This window comes from Virgibacillus ihumii, from assembly GCF_902726655.1.
In the GTDB taxonomy this organism is placed as follows: domain Bacteria; phylum Bacillota; class Bacilli; order Bacillales; family Amphibacillaceae; genus Lentibacillus; species Lentibacillus ihumii.
This window is the reverse complement of record NZ_CACVAN010000001.1, coordinates 254,474-271,129: the sequence shown is the minus strand read 5'-3', so window position 1 is coordinate 271,129 and position 16,656 is coordinate 254,474. Positions and strand designations below refer to the sequence as shown.

14 protein-coding genes are annotated in these 16,656 nt (G+C 42.1%); 5 read left to right on the top strand and 9 right to left on the bottom strand.

From position 1 onward, the window contains the following. Positions 1-81: 81 nt before the first annotated feature. The 4 genes from xsc to HUX68_RS01310 all read right to left on the bottom strand — a co-directional run bounded on the left by xsc (position 82) and on the right by HUX68_RS01310 (position 5,206). The gene (gene xsc / locus HUX68_RS01325) at positions 82-1,857 is read right to left on the bottom strand and encodes a sulfoacetaldehyde acetyltransferase (protein ID WP_174612957.1); all 1,776 of its coding nucleotides are present in this window, start codon (positions 1,855-1,857) and stop codon (positions 82-84) included. 28 nt (positions 1,858-1,885) lie between these two features. Beyond that, positions 1,886-2,824, bottom strand: coding sequence for a selenium metabolism-associated LysR family transcriptional regulator (locus HUX68_RS01320; RefSeq protein ID WP_174612956.1), 939 nt, complete (start codon positions 2,822-2,824; stop codon positions 1,886-1,888). Positions 2,825-2,861: 37 nt separating this feature from the next. After that, positions 2,862-4,217, bottom strand: coding sequence for an aminotransferase (locus tag HUX68_RS01315; RefSeq protein ID WP_174612955.1), 1,356 nt, complete (start codon positions 4,215-4,217; stop codon positions 2,862-2,864). A gap of 257 nt (positions 4,218-4,474) precedes the next feature. Further along, positions 4,475-5,206 carry a GntR family transcriptional regulator gene (locus HUX68_RS01310; RefSeq protein WP_246206588.1) on the bottom strand — a complete coding sequence of 244 codons (732 nt, stop codon included), beginning with the start codon at positions 5,204-5,206 and terminating at the stop codon, positions 4,475-4,477. Positions 5,207-5,518: 312 nt separating this feature from the next. On the opposite strand from HUX68_RS01310, the gene bla reads away from it, so the two are divergent. Further along, on the top strand, positions 5,519-6,454 hold the full coding sequence (gene bla / locus HUX68_RS01305) for a class A beta-lactamase (RefSeq protein WP_174612953.1): 936 nt from the start codon (positions 5,519-5,521) through the stop codon (positions 6,452-6,454). 69 nt (positions 6,455-6,523) lie between these two features. On the opposite strand, the gene HUX68_RS01300 is transcribed toward bla, so the two are convergent. Further along, positions 6,524-6,859 carry a DnaJ family domain-containing protein gene (locus tag HUX68_RS01300; protein WP_174612952.1) on the bottom strand — a complete coding sequence of 112 codons (336 nt, stop codon included), beginning with the start codon at positions 6,857-6,859 and terminating at the stop codon, positions 6,524-6,526. A gap of 159 nt (positions 6,860-7,018) precedes the next feature. Here HUX68_RS01300 and HUX68_RS01295 point away from each other — a divergent pair, with 159 nt between their 5' ends. From HUX68_RS01295 to HUX68_RS01285, 3 genes are all read left to right on the top strand, one after another. Next, a complete protein-coding gene (locus tag HUX68_RS01295; RefSeq protein WP_174612951.1) occupies positions 7,019-8,788 on the top strand; it encodes a BlaR1 family beta-lactam sensor/signal transducer in 1,770 nt (589 codons plus the stop codon). 21 nt (positions 8,789-8,809) lie between these two features. Then, positions 8,810-9,193: a penicillinase repressor BlaI gene (blaI, locus tag HUX68_RS01290; RefSeq protein ID WP_174612950.1), complete on the top strand. Its 384-nt coding sequence runs from the start codon at positions 8,810-8,812 to the stop codon at positions 9,191-9,193. 259 nt (positions 9,194-9,452) lie between these two features. Then, positions 9,453-11,510 (top strand): catalase, encoded by a 2,058-nt coding sequence (locus tag HUX68_RS01285; RefSeq protein ID WP_174612949.1) that lies wholly within the window; start codon positions 9,453-9,455, stop codon positions 11,508-11,510. 145 nt (positions 11,511-11,655) lie between these two features. Here the strand turns inward: HUX68_RS01285 and HUX68_RS01280 are convergent, their stop codons facing one another. The 4 genes from HUX68_RS01280 to HUX68_RS01265 form a co-directional block, all read right to left on the bottom strand. Then, on the bottom strand, positions 11,656-12,339 hold the full coding sequence (locus HUX68_RS01280; RefSeq protein WP_174612948.1) for a hypothetical protein: 684 nt from the start codon (positions 12,337-12,339) through the stop codon (positions 11,656-11,658). 179 nt (positions 12,340-12,518) lie between these two features. After that, complete coding sequence (locus HUX68_RS01275) at positions 12,519-13,655, bottom strand: ABC transporter substrate-binding protein (RefSeq protein WP_217424786.1); 1,137 nt, start codon at positions 13,653-13,655, stop codon at positions 12,519-12,521. 6 nt (positions 13,656-13,661) lie between these two features. Next, positions 13,662-14,456, bottom strand: a complete 795-nt coding sequence (locus HUX68_RS01270) for an ABC transporter ATP-binding protein (RefSeq protein WP_174612947.1) — start codon at positions 14,454-14,456, stop codon at positions 13,662-13,664. 31 nt (positions 14,457-14,487) lie between these two features. Further along, positions 14,488-15,294, bottom strand: coding sequence for an ABC transporter permease (locus HUX68_RS01265; RefSeq protein ID WP_174612946.1), 807 nt, complete (start codon positions 15,292-15,294; stop codon positions 14,488-14,490). Positions 15,295-15,643: 349 nt separating this feature from the next. On the opposite strand from HUX68_RS01265, the gene guaC reads away from it, so the two are divergent. Continuing rightward, entirely contained in the window at positions 15,644-16,627 is a 984-nt protein-coding gene (gene guaC / locus HUX68_RS01260; RefSeq protein WP_174612945.1) for a GMP reductase, read from the top strand. Positions 16,628-16,656 lie beyond the last annotated feature (29 nt).

Here is a 16,656-nt window from a genome sequence, read left to right as displayed (position 1 = left end):
AATGACACTTATTTAAAAGTTTTATAGACAAATTCCTGAAAAAACTCTCTGCCCAACATAGACAGAGAGTTTATAAACTGATTACTTACCCCACGAACTGTAATCAAGATGCTTGTATTTGCTCAGAAAGCGTGTCGGCATCTTCAGTGCATCTTTACGGAATGGCGGCGCCAGCTGTGTACCGTCAACATAAATATTTAATACAGCTGGTTTACGTTTTTTCAACACTTCCTCAATCACCGGGGCAATCTCTTCAGGCTTTTCTATGGTATAACCAAGCGCACCCATCGATTTGGCCACCTCGGCAAACTCAGGCGCGCTGATGTTGGAACCGACATATCGGTCATCATAATAGTCAACCTGATTTTTCTTTTCCGCGGCCCACGAGCGGTTATTGAATACACATGCGACTACCGGGATATTCTGTTCCACCGCAGTGCTGACTTCATGCAGACTCATCCCCCATGCACCATCACCGATGATAGCAAAGACAGGTGCATCCGGTTCCGCAAGCTGGGCACCAAGTGCTGCAGGATAGGCAAAGCCGGTATTGCCAAATGTCAGTGCCGCAATATGTCTACGGGTTTGAGTGAATCTTAGATAAGCATTTGCGGTGGATGAAACATTACCGATATCAGACGAAACAATGGTATTTTCCGGCAGTGCCCGGGTCATTTCCAGTAATGCACGGCGAGGATTAATCGGGTTACCATCTTCCATCGCCAAATCGACCAATTCCTTCTCCCAATCTTCTTTCAGCTTGCCGACTTGCTGCAGTTTCGCTTCATCCTTTCTGCCAGTTGGCATTTCAGACTCAAGCCGACGGTAAATCTCATCACTTGCAGCCTTGGCATCGCCAATTATCCCGACTTCAATCGGGTGTGTACGGCCAATTTGCCGCGGGTTAATATCAACTTGAATAATTTTGGCGTTCTTCGGAAAATAGTCGATATCATAACTTGGCAGCGTTCCAAACTGGGATAACCGTGTTCCAACCGCAAGCACAACATCTGCATCTTTCAACGCATGCATGGCTGCCTTTGATCCCATATACCCAATCGGACCGACACCGAGCGGGTGATCTGCCGGGAATGCATCATTGTGCATATACGCGCACGCTGCGGGAGCAGTTAAATGTTCGGCGATTTTAACAACGGAGTCCACTCCATTCGCGTCAACCGAGCCGCGACCGGAAATGATTGCGGGGTTTTTTGCATGTTTCAGTAATTTAACAGCTTTTTCAATCGATCCCGGATCACCGTATCCTCGTTTGTCCGAACGGTACTGGTCGGGCTTTAGAATATAGTCTTCCATTTCGCCATAGAAAAGATCGCGCGGGATATCAAACAAAACCGGGCCGCGTTCAGCATAGGCAATCCGGAAAGCCGTCCGTAAATTGTCAGCTACCCTGTTCACATTGGTCACCGTGACTGTTTCTTTCGTAATATCTTCAAAAATCGATACCTGGTTTGCCTCCTGAAAGCCATCCAAGCCAATCGATGCAGTTCCGGCTGAAGGTGAAATCACGACCATCGGGCTATGCGCCTGATTGGCAGCCGCAACCGACGTCACCATGTTGGTAATTCCCGGACCATTTTGCCCGACGATAACCCCCGCCTTTCCGGAAACACGTTCATAGGCATCTGCCATATGCCCGGCACTTTGTTCATGACGTACCGGAATAAAGCGGATTCCGGCTGTCGGAAACAAATCCAGCATATCCATGAAGGCGGAACCTACGATACCATAAACCTGTGTGATTTCCTCCGCGACCAATGTTTCAACGATTGCTTCACTTGGTGTCATCTTCTGCTTTTGCTTTAACCCCTGCTTCACTTCTTCTGTCTGCTTAGCCATAAATGATTCCTCCTCTTTATAATTATCATCAACTTTCATCCTCTGAAAGCTGAACCAAACGATAATCTTCATTCTTGCCAGCAATACTTTTCAACGACTTCAAAAAGAGCTCTGTAGTGGATTTGAGAACATGTCTGTTGTGATACGCGATATAAAAGTTCCGTTTCAGTCTGATATCAGTAATCTTGTACGCTTTTAACAGCCCCAGCTTTTGCTCTTTTTTAATCGCATTCCAGGAAATAAATGAGACACCCAGACCCGATTCGACCGCTGCTTTAATAGCTTCCGTGCTGCCAAGCGTCATGGCAATATTTAAATCATTATATGTGAGTCCGGCTTTTTCCATATAATAATTGACAACTGACCTTGTTCCAGAACCTTCTTCCCGGAAAATAAGCGGCGACTCTTTTATTTGATCGAGTGTAATCACCTCTATCATGCTGTTAAAATAATCCGGTGCGGCAACCAGAATCAGCTCATCTTCCAAAAAAGATTCGATCGTAATATTTGCGTCTTCTATTGGTGTCTCAATCAAACCCACATCAATAGCTTGATCCTTGATTCTGTTAACTGTCTGCCGTGAATTGGAAATGTCGACCTGTATTTGAATAAGCGGATACATTTCCTTGAATTCTTTTAAAAATTCCGGCATAACATACTCACCAATTGTTAAACTGCAGCCCATCGCCAATTCTCCGTAGATTGTATTCTCCATCTCCATGATTTCTTTTCGGGCAGAATCGTTCATCCGGACAATTTCCCTGGCGTATTTTAATAAAACTTCTGCAGTGCGGGTCATCTCCACTTTTTTAGTTGTACGCTCGAATAGCGTTGTATTTAACTCATCTTCCAGCGCCTTGATCTGGGATGTAATCGTCGGCTGGGTCACATACAGTATTTTCGCAGCTTCGGAAAAACTGTTTTTCTCAGCAACTGCAATGAATGTTTTTAAACGTTCATAATTCACATACATAACCTTCCTATCCGCCTCAATGGGCTTTCATTTATATACCGTGAATGACCGAACTGACTGTGTCGATAATAAAGTCCAAATCTTCCTCTGAGCTCGTAAGCGGCGGCGCAATAATCAGAATGTTATTCCCGCCCGGTACTGTTTGACCGTTCCTGCCTATAATTAATCCACGCTGTTTGCATTCCGCTGTAATCTGATCCAATGTCCCGTCATCCATCGGTTCTTTGGAATTTTTGTCCTTAACCATTTCCATACCCAATAAAAAGCCAACCTGCCTGATTTCACCTACATTGTTATGGTTTTTCAGGTCGTGTAATTCAATCAACTTGGAGTTGCCCAAGTCATTCACCCTGCTCACGATGGCTTCTTTTTCAATGATTTCAATGTTCTTCAGAGCAACCGCACATGCTGCAGGGTGACCGCCGTATGTCGATACATGCCGGAGATGATTATCTTCCCCATCCTCCTTAAACACCTCATAAATTTCATCTTTGACGGAGGTTGCTCCTAGCGGGAGATAGCCGCTGGTCAGCCCTTTTGCCATTGTCACGATATCCGGCTGCACACCAGCTGCATGCTTGAACCCGAACATTCTTCCTGTCCGGCCAAATCCGGATACAACTTCATCCATAATCAAAAGGACCTTGTATTTCCGGCAAATTTCCGCCACGCGCTGGATATATTTCATGGACGGAATAATAACTCCCCCGCCGGAAATGAACGGCTCCATAATCACAGCGGCCACCGTTTCTTCCCCTTCCCACTTGATCATTTCCTCCAGTTGATCAGCTGCCCGTAAATCTTTTTCCTCTACAGAGCCGGAATATAATGACCGGTAACTGTATGGCGGGGCAACATGCAGGAACCCTGGTGCTCCCGGATCATATTTAAACCGGCGATTTGCCTGTGCCGTTGCACTTAAAGCTCCCATTGTCGACCCGTGGTAGGCTCTGTATCGTGAAATAAACTTGTATTTTCCTGGATTGCCGGTTTGGATGTGGTACTGCCGGGCTATTTTGAATGCGGTTTCATTTGCTTCCGACCCACTGTTGGAAAAAAATGTCTGGTAATCCGCCCCGAGCAGTTCGCTGAGCTTATTTGCCAATTGTATTGCCGGCTGATGATTCATTGTCAAAGGAAAGTAAGAAAGTTTCTTCATTTGGTCTGCAGCCGCATCCACTATTTCCTGTCTGCCATACCCCAGATTTAAACACCATAAACCCGAAACACCGTCAAGATATTGTTTGCCATCCCCATCTGTAAACCAAGATCCCGCTCCGGAAACAGCCACCAGCGACTTTGCCTCCGAATCATACTTATGCATTGCATTCCAGAGATGCGAAGTCTGAACTGGAGCTGTATGCTCCATCTCAACCTTTGCCTTCATTTTCCTCCCCCATTTCTGTCAGATTTTTACTAGGCAATAACTGAACACTTTCCAGTCAGCCTGCGATTGCGGATATACTGGTCATTGACATCATGACGTCCGTACCAGTTGTTCAATCTATAACCAGTATATGCCACATCCCGGCCAGCATTCAATACTTTTTGTCAATTCACTCATTTCAAAAAATAAATAAGTCTTATAAGACATTTTTATAAGTAACTACACATCCTGACAGCAAAGGGAGCAGTAAGTCTAAATCAGCCGAATTTGCGCGACATGTTAATTTGAAAATTAAACATATCACTCCTGTAGAACCCTTTTTCCAGTTCGATTATATCGCCCTTTTGTCCTTTAATAATGCGTTCGGCACTGAGCACACTGGTTTGAGGCGAAATCTGCAGTGACGAGGCATCCGGTTCCGACAAAAAATCACTTCCGATTGTCTGACTGGCTTCAGCAAACCAAATCCCAAGTTCATTTTGCTCAATTTCATACAACGTGGCATCATTTAAATCATACGTGATAAGTTCCAACCCAATCTCAACCGGATAATAATGATACTCAATACCAATCGGCTGGTAATCGGCATACCGTAGCCGCTTAATAAAATACGCCTCGCGAAAACCAGTTTTTTGCTGAACATATTCCGATGGGGTCAGTCTTTTGTGTGTAATCAATTTTGCTCCCGGCTTCATCCCCATTTGTTTAATTATGTCCGTTGTACTGGTTAAATTTCCGAGCCAATCGTGGATAGGCTTAAGTCTGACAAACGTGCCTTTACCATGTCGTTTTTCAAGTACACCCTCGCGTACCAGCAAATTGATTGCTTCACGGACCGTACTTCTGCTCACGTTATAATAATCCATATAATCACGTTCGCTTGGAATTTGTCCTGTCAGTTTTCCACTTGTAACTTCTTTTTCTATTATTTTTTTTAGCTGCACATGTAATGGTATAGAAATTTCATAATCTAGTTTCACCTGTGACATATCCTCTCTTGATTATATACCTTAAGGATAGCAAAGATAGTTGTGAACAGGAAGTTTTAGGACAATTTCATAATAAAAATATATACATAAAGCGCCATTTGAATTCAGCGGTTAGTGGCTCGATCTAGTGATGGTCGTGCTCGATCGAGTAGAGAGGCCTCCCGATCGACTGAAGAGATTCCCGATCAGGTATAAGTTTGACATAAACGGACTACAAATGTAATATAATACTACACATGTAATCAAAAAAGGAGGATAAACAAAACAGCGAACAAGTATAAAAATCCAAACCGACAGAAAGAAGGTATCAATATGAGAAAAAACAATCCATTCATATCCGGGATACGTAAGATAACGCTTTTCATGGGAATACTTGCCCTGACAATACTTACAGCGTGCGCAAATGCGGACAGTAAAACCGGAACAGCATCTAAATCCGACAAGGAAGATGAAACAGAGCAAACGATTAATATGGATGAAAAGTTTGCCAAACTGGAAAATGAATTTGACGCCCGAATAGGTATCTTTGCCGTCGATACAGAGACAAATCAAACCGTTGCATACCACCCGGACGAGCGCTTCGCCTATACGTCCACCTTCAAAGTTTTGGCGGCAGGAATTCTGCTGAAACAAAACGATATACAAGAACTTGAGAAGGTTATTACATACACCAAAGATGATTTAGTAACCTATTCTCCCGTTACCAAAAAGCACGTGGATACGGGAATGACATTGTTGGAAATCAGTGAAGCGGCAATCCGGAAAAGTGATAATACGGCGGGAAATCTTTTATTGGAGACACTAGGAGGTCCTGAAAAATTTGAAAATACGTTACGAAAAATCGGAGATGACGTTACCAATGCGGAACGATATGAAACGGAATTAAATGAATTTAAACCAGGAAACACACGTGATACAAGCACACCGAGAGCAATGGCTATCAATCTGAAGAAATTCGCACTCGGAGATTTGCTTCCAGACGATAAACGTAAATTGCTCAATGAATGGATGCAAGGAAATGCCACAGGAGATCCACTCATTCGCGCCGGAGCACCTGAAGGATGGAAAGTTGCGGACAAAAGCGGAGCAGGAACATACGGAACAAGAAATGACATTGCCGTTGTACGGCCACCGAACAGGCAGCCAATCATCATTGCAGTTATGACCAGACATTATACCGAGGATGCGGAATATAACGATAGGTTGGTTGCCAAGGCAGCCGAAATCACATTAAACGCTTTGAAATAAACCGGAAAAATCCGAAGATCACACATGCCTGCAGGAAATGGCATGTGTGATCCTTCATCAACGAGTTATTCACCAAATCTTTTTAGCCTTTTCCAAATTGGATAGGCTGATCAGATTTTTTTGCATAGGATTGGGGCAAATCCGGTTATGCTTTCTGATTTTAAGATTAATCTCATCCAGATCACTTTCTGTTTCAGCTGTTTGCAGCAGTGCAGCTATTTCCTTTTGCAGTTCCAACCATGGCGGTAAAAATCCGGAATCCTTTACTGTCTTTTGAAAACGTTGAAAGGTATCCATTTTCACATTTTCTTTGGGCAACGGTTTTCCTTTTCCGGGTAAGTTCTTATAGTCATCCTGATTGTCCTGCATCATATCACCAATGAAATCATTATATTTTTTATCCATACACATCGCTTCCTTTCCATTATATTTTATTATTTGTATTCTGGCATGATGCAGCAAATACCTGCCACACACACCATTGTTCATATAAAATTCATAATTGACGCAGCAGTTAAATTGAGTTATTTTGAGTAAATACCATCGGGTTAAGGAGATGAAAAAATGTCTACCCTCCACCTGGCAGTATACTTTGTCCTATCATCAATCATGGTCATCGCAATCATGCTGATTCAAAAGTTTTTTAAAAAACAATTATCACCCAAATGGAAATACAATCTATGGTTTCTTTTATTGGTTACATTAACGATCCCCTTCATTCCTATACATTTATTGGATGTTGGGAGTAATTTCACATGGAGCATAGAGCAACCGAGCAACCCGGCCCCTGCCAACAACGTAACCGGTAATACCGGATCGGAAAATGGAAGTTGGATGCACGATTTTTCAGCATCCGTTAACCGAATGGATCTGACATTTTTGAATCAAATTCTGACTATTGTATGGCTTATTGGTATGCTTGTTATGTTTGTATTAACAGTTCACGCATACATGAAACTGCATCGAATAAAGTCCTCCATCACCCTTGTAAAAAATCAGGAGATTCTGCAGCTATTCGATCAGTGCAAACAGCACCTGAATGTATCACGGCAGCTAGTGTTGGCAGAATCATCGCTTGTCAAATCCCCGTTGACATTCGGGATTTTCAAAACCTATATAATCCTGCCGACGGATGCAGAATCGTGGTTGTCCATGGATGAACTGAAATATATCCTGCTGCATGAATTACATCACTATAAATCAAAAGATAGTGCAATGAATTACCTGGTTATCCTTTTTCAGATTTTTTATTGGTACAACCCAATTATCTGGATGGCATTCAGGAAAATGAGGTTGGACCGTGAAATTGCCTGTGACAACGCCGTCCTGAAAACATTACATCAGAACGAACATAAAGCATACGGAAACACGATTATTCATGTTGCAGCTGAGTCCTATCTCCCAGGGTATTTCACAATGGTCAACCAATTCAATGATTCCAAAAAGCAATTAAAAGAGCGGATTGAAAGCATTGCAGCCTATACACCTGAAACAAAGCTGGTAAAACTGAAAAGCATCATGATTTTTATACTTTTGACAGGAGTTGTCGTGGGTCAGATACCAATTGTTTCGGCAATGCCGTATGGTGATGACCGGATTGAGTTTAACAATAAGCGGACAGTGTATGAGGATTTAAGCAGCTATTTCAACGAATATGACGGCAGCTTTGTGCTGTACGACTTGCAGCAGAGACAATACACTATCTATAATAAAGATAAAAGCACATTAAGGGTCTCACCAAACTCCACATACAAAATATACAGCGCATTATTCGCATTGGAGTCAAAGGTCATCACACAAAAAAATACCGCTATGAAGTGGAAAGGAAAAACATATCCGTATTCCGCCTGGAACCAGAATCATAGCTTATTTACCGCGATGGAAAATTCAGTAACGTGGTACTTTCAGCGGCTGGACAAAAAAGTTCAGATGGAAAACATAAAAACGTATCTTGAAAAAATAAACTACGGAAATCAGAATGTCTCCGGTGGAATGGAAGACTATTGGCTGGAGTCTTCATTGAAAATTTCACCAATCGAACAGGTGCAAAAACTCAAGGACTTTTATACGAACGAATTTGAATTTAACAGGAAAAACGTTACATTAGTAAAAGAAGCCATCAAATTGGAGACGAAAGACAATGCAACTTTATATGGCAAAACCGGCACAGGAACAATTAACGAAAACAATGTGAACGGCTGGTTCATCGGGTATATCGAAACCAGCAACAATACGTATTTCTTTGCCACCAATATCGAAAACGATACGCATGCAAATGGCAGCATAGCTGCGGAAATTACTAAATCCATTCTGCAGGACAAAGGGATCTATTAAACAGTAAAGGCAGGGATTCATGTGTCGAAAAAAATACCCACTATTTCAGAATCGGAATGGGCAGTCTTAAAAGTGTTATGGACGAAAGCGCCGCAAACTGCGAATGAAATCATTGCCTCTTTGCAAACCCAAACGAACTGGAAGCCGAAAACCGTCCGTACCCTGTTAGATCGGCTTACCAAAAAAGAGGTTGTTGGTGTCGATAAGGATCAGCGAGTCTATACATTCTATCCTTTGTACACTCACAACGAATGCCAGCGTGCCAAAACAGAATCCTTCATCAAACGATTCTATGACGGCACATTAAAATCAATGCTGGTCCAATTTATTCAGGATGAGGATTTGTCAGAAGATGATATTAAAGAGCTAAAGACTATTTTGGATAAAAAGAAAAGGAAAAACTGATATTCCCACTGCCTTAAGCAGTGGGTTTTGACTACATACCCCTTTTCCTGCCCTAAAACACACCGTTATTTTCAATCCACCCTCTTTTTTAAGAAAATAAACCAGCAACATAATCACCCACTTCCGTAAACTCACTTGTCAATAATGAAGCCGAGAGATGACAGTTAAAAAAGAATAACTATCAAAGATGAATATCCACATGGCAAGTAACAAACCTTATAGATGTACTTAAATAACTGATTAGAGGATAGGTGATTGGATGGATGAAAAGTCATCAAGAAACCATAAGCCGGTTGACAAAAACAGCAAAAATGAACAACTGGAGCAGTACCGCGTAAAAAACACTGGGGAGCCAATGACGACAAATCAAGGGAAAAAAATATCAAATGATGATGATCAGTTAACAGTCGGGGAACGCGGGCCTGCCTTACGTGAGGACTATGAATTCTTCGAAAAAATGACACGTTTTGTTAAGGAAGAGATACCGGAAAGAGTGGTTCATGCAAGAGGTTTTGGGGCCCATGGAGAATTTGAATGTTATGAATCAATGAAGGAATATACAAAAGCCGGATTTTTGCAGGAACCCGGAAAAAAGACTCCTGTATTTGTCCGGTTCTCTACAGTGCAAGGGAGTAAAGGATCTAAGGATACTGCAAGGGATATGCGTTGCTGGGGAACGAAATTTTATACCGAAGAAGGGAATTACGATCTGACAACAATTGATATGCCCGTTAAAATAATTCAAGATTCAATGAAATTTCCGGACGCATTACATGCATTTTTTCCCGAACCACGTACGGGAACCCCGCAAGCCTCCAGCGCACATGACAATTTTTGGGATTATGTAGCCAATAATCCGGATTCACTCCATCAGGTGCTGTGGATCATGTCTGATCGGGGCTTACCAAGAAGTTATCGAATGATAGAATCGTTTTCGATTAACACGTATCTATTTGTGAATGATCAAGGGAAAGCAACCTTTGTGAGATTTACTTGGAAGCCTGTCCTGGGTGTCCATTCCCTGCTTCAAGATGAGGCGCAGAAAATCGGCGGGATCGATCCGGATTTCCACAGACGGGACCTTTGGCAGGCGATTGAACGCGGTGCTTATCCTGAATATGAGCTTGGTGTTCAGCTGATTGCGAAAGAAGATGAATTTAAATTCGATTTTGATATCCTTGATTCTTCCAAGTTTTGGCCGGAAGAAATCGTCCCTTTTCATCCTATCGGTAAGATGACGCTGAATAGAAATGTTGATAATGAATTTGCAGAATTGGAACAAGTCGCATTTAATCCCGCAAATGTCGTTCCAGGAATTGACTTTTCCAATGACCCGGTTCTACAGGGAAGATTAATTGCTTATCAAAGTGCACAATACCATCGGCTTGGAGCAAATTTTCAAGATATACCGATCAATCAACCGGTCTGCCCGTTTCATAATAATAACCGTCGGGGTGCTATGAGGTATCGAATCGATGTTGATCAGGGCGGCTATCATAGAAATTCACTGGCTAATAATACACCATACACAACACCTCCGGAAGAAGGCGGGTATGAGCATTATCCGGAGAAAGTCGAAGGACGCAAAATACGGGCTCGAAGTGATTCGTTCAACGATTACTTTACGCAGCCGAGAATATTCTGGAATAGTGCGTCACCTGTTGAAAAGCAGCATTTGATTAAAGCGCTCAGCTATCAGATTGGAAGAGTAAAAAGCGAATCTGTTCGTCAGCAAAGCGTCAATTTACTCATCAACGTGGATAAGGAAATGGCTTCCATCGTAGCCGATAGTGCAGGGGTCGAACAGCCAAGTGGAACCCATGTACAAGTTTCAACAAGTTTCCCATCCCTTAGCCAAGCCAACACCCCTTTTTCGGCATCTACACAAAAAGTAGGAATACTGATTGGTGACGGTTTTAACGATGAAGAGGTAACCAATACACTTGACACATTGAACCAAAACGGAGTCTTTGTTGACATTATCAGCGAAAAGCTTGGCACAGTCACTGGTACAAATGGCACAACACTTAAAGTTGATTATACATTTATTACAACAAGTCCATATCTGCTAGACTCCATTTACATTGTTGGTGGAAGTTCCAATAATCAGGCAGCATTTAATTCCAACGTTACGTATTTCGTCCAAGTAGCATATAAACACTATAAACCAATTGGGGTTGCCTCAACCGGACAGTCTTTTATACAGCCATCAGACGAAAAAAATTTACTCGGTGTTGTATCATCCGCAAATAATCCAAATTTCGGGCAGGATTTTGTCTCTGCAATTGCTCAGCAACGCTTTTGGGAAAGACAATAATATCATTTTTATTACATGTTTCAGACAGGTGTGTTTATGCCTGTCTGTTATATTTCAATTATCATTTACTCATCCCTAATCACGCTTAACTAATAACAACTGACCCAGGCACTTAGTTCGCCCGGGTCAGCCACGCATTATCAGCTTACTCATTGTCTTCATTAGGATTCGTCAAAAAATGAACAACTGTATAAATTGCAGTTGTCTTATTATCAGTTACGCATACATCACATAGAAAAGCGAATGAAAATACTTCACCATTACAAAAATCCGGACAAGGATCTGGATCATCTGTTGAAGTATAACTAATAACATCATTGACACAAGTCGTTCCAGTACATGAAAATGGTAAACGATTAACCGCAGAGCAGTTTTGTGCGCCATTATTAAAGAACGTGTCTAATTCAAAGCTAAAATAATAATTAAGATAACCTATTGCCTTTACCTCATTAACCGTAACCCCATCCACATCTCCGCATGGAGTGGAAGCTGACACCTGTGTAGGTGTAACACAACATTCAAGGAAAAAAGGATCATTCAAAACACCAACAATAAATGGCGGGTAATCGTCTCCTCCCCCTCCCAGAATAGAATTTGCAGGAAAGTCCAAAACACACTGATCAAAAATGATAGGAGAACAGTTAGCTTGTTGTACTTCCTGAAGATTATCTAATAATCCCTCCAGCTGTTCAAGCTGGCTGTGGTCACCCGATTCCTTGGTTTTTGCAATTACATCTGAAAGTTGTGCCTTGACATCCTGTATCTTTTTTTCATTAGCTTTTTCCCGGTTGACACCACGTTTTGATGTCTGATGATTTGACTTATACATATAATCACCTCCAATCTCTTAGTCTCTATCAAGGTATTCAGCAGCAGAAATTATTGCCTGGACAAGTGCATCATCTTATTTAAATTTTACCTTCATTTGATGAACCGAACTAAGTTTCACTTATGCACATAAAAATCCCTTTGGACATTTAAGTTCCAAAGGGGCTAAATCTTTTATTCCTATTTATACTCGCCGATAATCCCCACTACATCCTCCACCAGTGACATGTCAACTGCCTTTTCAAGGTCTACTTCCCCTTGAATACCGCCGTTTTCCTTATACATTTTGTATTGTCGTTTGATATCTTCCACAAACATGCGACCGTTCGGATTCAGACCGGTTACAGAAACTTTTTTCCATAACTCCGGATCTTTCAATGCTGTATGCTGCGTCATAATCTTAATAATCTCTTCTTCGTCGCCTTCACCTTTCACAAACACATCGTTATAGTCGCGGATACCTTTTAAATACGCCGCCATGAACCGTAAAGCAACTTCGCGGTTTTCGCCAACGAATTTCGGTGATCCCAGAACCATTGCAATTTGCGCCTTTGGAGCAAAGTCAGCCGCCACATCCCCAAACTTTACATGTACACCACTCTCAATTCCCTTAGTCAGCAAAGGTTCGATTTGCAGGGCTGCATGAATTTGCTTATTTGCCATAGCGGCCAGCATGTTCCCGAAATTAGACATTAGAGTAAATTGTACATCATCCCTAGTTAACCCGGCGTGCTCCAACATGCGCTGAAAAATATAATCATCCACCGCATTTTTAGTTGAAATGGCTACCTTTTTACCTTTTAAGTCACTGTAATCCGTAATTTCATCCTGCAAATCTTCTCGGAGAACAAATGAGAAATACGATTTGCCTTTAATATTATGTCCTTTATCCGCAATCATCCGGACATCAATGCCCTGGGCAATCGAATTGAAAAAAGATGCGGAAGAAATTCCCCCGGCCACATCAATCTTCCCTGCCGCCAACGCTGGCAACATTTGGTCGCTGTTACCGAATTTAACGAATTCCACATTGACATTGTATTCTTTAAAATAACCGCGTTCTTTTGCAATATAAAATCCTGCACCTGATGCAGATCCATCCTCGGCAATTTTTACCGTTGCCGTTTCATCAAGTGGCTCAAGTGTTCCGTCTGCACCCGCTTCACCAGCAGACCCATCCTGCTCATTACCGTTTGTCTGATCTGTTGTACCCTGATCTTTCTGCGGATCATCATTGGACTGATTCGCACATCCTGCCAAGGCGAGCATGACGAGCAGAATAAAGATTCCAATTAATGTAAATCCTTTGCCTTTCATAGTTAATCATCCCTTCTCTTTCAATTTACGATCATGTTGTACCTCTCGTTGCAAATGCTGCCATATATCAATAAACTGCTCTGCTGTATCCGGATTTGACCGGACATCCTCAATCTTTCGCGGACGCGGTAAATCAATCTGTTTCTCCCGTACAATCTGACCTGGCTGTGCACTCATTAATAATACTTTATCGCTTAATAAAAGCGCCTCATCAATACTATGTGTAATAAACAATACGGTTTTTTTCGTTTCTCCCCAGATGCTGAGCAATTCTTCCTGCAGAATAAATTTATTTTGTTCATCCAACGCAGCAAACGGTTCATCCATCAACAGAATTTCCGGATCGTTGGCAAATGCACGCGCGATACTTACCCGTTGTTTCATTCCTCCAGAAAGCTCTTTCGGGTACAGTTTGCCATACTGCTTCAAGCCAACCTTCTTCAAATAATAGTCTGTTTTCTCTTTTACCATTTTTTTTGGAACGTGACGCATCTTTAATCCAAAGGCAACATTCTCCTCGACCGTCTGCCACGGAATTACCCCTCGTTCCTGAAATACCATCGACTGAAGCGGTTTGGAATTGTCGGATTGATGAATTTTAAATGTACCAGTACTCGGTTTTTCCAGGTCAGCCAAAATTCGCAGCAATGTCGTTTTCCCGCAGCCGCTGGGACCAAGCAAGCAAACAAATTCACCGTCTGCAATATGAAGATTGACATCTTTCAGTGCTGTTACACTTTCATTTTTTTTATAAAAAACCTTCGTTAACTCATTGATTGCAATTTTGCTTTGTTGTGCCATGGTCCATTACACCTCCTTACAAAAGAATCAGCTATTTCCACGGAAGTAATTTACTTTGCAGTCCTCGCAGCAATAAGGAAAAGAAGTAGCCAAAAAAGGAAATAAGCACCAAACCTACATACATTTCCGTTAATAAGAAGGCCTTGTAATTCACCCAAATGAGATAACCAATCCCGCTGTTTGCCGCAACCATTTCTGCTGCCACGATTGTTAACAGGGCAATCGCCTGCCCCATTTGAATTCCTTCCAGCATGACCGGCAAGGATCCGGGCAACGCAATTTTAAAGAAAAAATCTTTCGGACTTGCCCCGTAATTTTTGGCAACATCAATATAAATTCGATCAATATTCGTGACACCCGCAGCAGTGTTAATAACCACCGGGAAGAAAACACTGATTGCGATAATCAACATTTTCGAAAACTCGCCAATCCCAAAGACGATTAAAATAATCGGCAGCATCGCCAGTGTCGGAATCGGCATTAACGCCATCACCAGCGGCGAGAAGAAATGCCGAATCGGTGAATACATTCCCATTAGCAGGCCAAGAATGATTGCCGGGATTACGCCCAATAAAAACCCGGAAAAAATGCGGAATAAACTGATTTTTAGGTGGACGAACAATTCGCCGCTCGCTCCCATCGCTGCCAATGTCGTTAATATTTCAGAAGGTGGAGGGAAAAAGCGTGGGTCAATAATACTCGTTTGTGACAAAATTTCCCATAAAATCAAAATAAATATCGGGGATGAGATGGTTAATAAGCTTTTCAGCCTCTGTTTCCGTTGTCGTTTCTGCCATTCAGCACGTTCCAATTGCACAGCCGCTTGATTGTTTTCCATATCCTCGCCACCTTTCATGGACTATACTATGCATTCGCCCAGAAAATGTGAGAAAAGACATGCTGCATGTGGGTCTTCTCCTTTCCATAGCCATGATCCTGGCGGGCAGGGTATGTAAATTCATGCATTTTCGTATGTTTTTCGCACGTTTGCTGGGTGACTTCGCACGTTTGAGAAGAAGTTTGCACGTTTAAGAGGAAGTTCGCACATTTGCTAGTCGACTTCGCACGTTTGAGTTAAAGTGAGGTTTGCTCATTTTTGACATACTGATAAAAATACGGTAAATTATGTTATGTACGAACATTAATTATGGATTATAAATAAATATTCGTATTTAGGGGTGTTATTAATGGAAAATGTATTTGATTATGAAGATATACAACTAATTCCCGCAAAATGTATAGTGAATAGCCGATCAGAATGTGATACGTTAGTAACTCTCGGCGGTTATACATTTAAACTGCCGGTAGTACCTGCAAACATGCAAACGATTATCGATGAAAAAATTGCGCTTTATTTAGCGGAAAATAATTACTTTTATATCATGCATCGTTTTGACCCGAACACGCGAATGGATTTTGTAAAGGATATGAAAAAACGTGGACTGATAGCATCAATCAGTGTCGGAGTAAAACCGGAAGAGTATCAATTTGTTCAACAGCTGGCCGATGCGAATCTTACGCCGGAATTCATTACCATCGATATCGCCCACGGGCATTCGGATGCAGTCATTAACATGATCAAGCATATTAAAGGGCACTTGCCGCAAAGCTTTGTGATTGCCGGAAACGTTGGCACACCGGAAGCAGTCAGAGAACTGGAAAACGCCGGAGCAGACGCAACAAAAGTAGGCATTGGACCAGGAAAAGTATGTATAACCAAACTTAAAACCGGATTTGGAACCGGTGGCTGGCAGCTTGCTGCACTGCGCTGGTGTGCAAAAGCAGCAAGCAAGCCAATCATCGCTGACGGCGGCATTCGTACACATGGTGATATTGCCAAATCGATCCGATTCGGCGCATCCATGGTTATGATTGGCTCCCTGTTTGCTGGTCATGAAGAATCACCTGGAGTAACCGTTGAAAAAGATGGAAAATTAGTAAAAGAGTACTTTGGATCAGCCTCAGAATTTCAGAAAGGCGAAAAGAAAAATGTGGAAGGCAAAAAAATGTACGTGGAGCATAAAGGACCGCTTCAGGATACACTGACCGAAATGAAGCAAGATCTGCAATCAGCTATTTCCTATGCGGGCGGCAAGAAACTGGAAGCAATCCGGAATGTGGATTATGCGATTGTAAAGAACTCTATCTTTAATGGGGATAAGGTATTTTAAATTAAAAAGCTAGTATCTTAGATTCAATC

Excerpts from the sequence above, each read along its gene's own strand:
- HUX68_RS01285 (WP_174612949.1), top strand. The coding sequence starts at position 9,453 with ATGGATGAAAAGTCATCAAGAAACCATAAGCCGGTTGACAAAAACAGC.
- xsc (WP_174612957.1), bottom strand. The coding sequence starts at position 1,857 with ATGGCTAAGCAGACAGAAGAAGTGAAGCAGGGGTTAAAGCAAAAGCAG.
- HUX68_RS01275 (WP_217424786.1), bottom strand. The coding sequence starts at position 13,655 with ATGAAAGGCAAAGGATTTACATTAATTGGAATCTTTATTCTGCTCGTC.
- HUX68_RS01295 (WP_174612951.1), top strand. The coding sequence starts at position 7,019 with ATGTCTACCCTCCACCTGGCAGTATACTTTGTCCTATCATCAATCATG.
- HUX68_RS01300 (WP_174612952.1), bottom strand. The coding sequence starts at position 6,859 with ATGGATAAAAAATATAATGATTTCATTGGTGATATGATGCAGGACAAT.
- guaC (WP_174612945.1), top strand. The coding sequence starts at position 15,644 with ATGGAAAATGTATTTGATTATGAAGATATACAACTAATTCCCGCAAAA.
- HUX68_RS01280 (WP_174612948.1), bottom strand. The coding sequence starts at position 12,339 with ATGTATAAGTCAAATCATCAGACATCAAAACGTGGTGTCAACCGGGAA.
- HUX68_RS01315 (WP_174612955.1), bottom strand. The coding sequence starts at position 4,217 with ATGAAGGCAAAGGTTGAGATGGAGCATACAGCTCCAGTTCAGACTTCG.
- HUX68_RS01265 (WP_174612946.1), bottom strand. The coding sequence starts at position 15,294 with ATGGAAAACAATCAAGCGGCTGTGCAATTGGAACGTGCTGAATGGCAG.
- bla (WP_174612953.1), top strand. The coding sequence starts at position 5,519 with ATGAGAAAAAACAATCCATTCATATCCGGGATACGTAAGATAACGCTT.
- HUX68_RS01270 (WP_174612947.1), bottom strand. The coding sequence starts at position 14,456 with ATGGCACAACAAAGCAAAATTGCAATCAATGAGTTAACGAAGGTTTTT.
- HUX68_RS01310 (WP_246206588.1), bottom strand. The coding sequence starts at position 5,206 with ATGTCACAGGTGAAACTAGATTATGAAATTTCTATACCATTACATGTG.